This window comes from Aminobacter sp. P4_D5, assembly GCF_056401815.1.
In genome coordinates this window covers 1-572 of the sequence record NZ_JBFUIP010001139.1, presented here as the reverse complement: position 1 = coordinate 572, position 572 = coordinate 1, and the positions used below count along the sequence as shown (strand labels likewise).

1 protein-coding gene is annotated in these 572 nt (G+C 68.4%); it reads left to right on the top strand.

The window, feature by feature from the left end; genetic code table 11:
- On the top strand, positions 1 to 572 hold a 572-nt coding region (locus tag AC1DWF_RS37125), incomplete at both ends, for a dihydrodipicolinate synthase family protein (RefSeq protein WP_476843424.1).

Genomic DNA, 572 nt, shown 5'->3' with positions numbered 1-572 from the left:
GTTCGGCGGCGTGAACGCCGCCGTCCTCACCGCCATGACGCCGGACCTCGCGCCCGACCTCGACCGCATGGCGAAGCACGCGAAGTGGCTGCTGGCCAATGGCTGCAACGGCCTCGGCATCCTCGGCACGACGGGCGAGGCGAACAGCTTCGGCCTGCACGAGCGCAAGCAGATCCTGGAAGGGCTCATCGCCCGCGGCGTGCCGGCCTCCGTGATGATGCCGGGCACCGGCTGCGCCAGCCTGACCGACACGGTGGAGCTCACGCTGCATGCCAAGCAGCACGGCTGCCGCGGCGTGCTGCTGCTGCCGCCCTTCTACTACAAGGGCCCGTCGGACGACGGCCTCTTCGCCTATTTCTCCGAGGTGGCGAAGCGCGTCGGCGGCGGCGTGGCGCTTTACCTCTACAACTTCCCGCAGCAGTCCGCGGTGCCCTTCAGCCTCGACCTGATCGGCCGCCTGCTGAAGGCCTTCCCCGGCGTGTTCAAGGGCGTGAAGGACAGCTCCGGCGACTACACCAACATGAAGGCGATGATCGACGCCTTCGCCTCGCAAGGCTTCGAGGTCTACACGG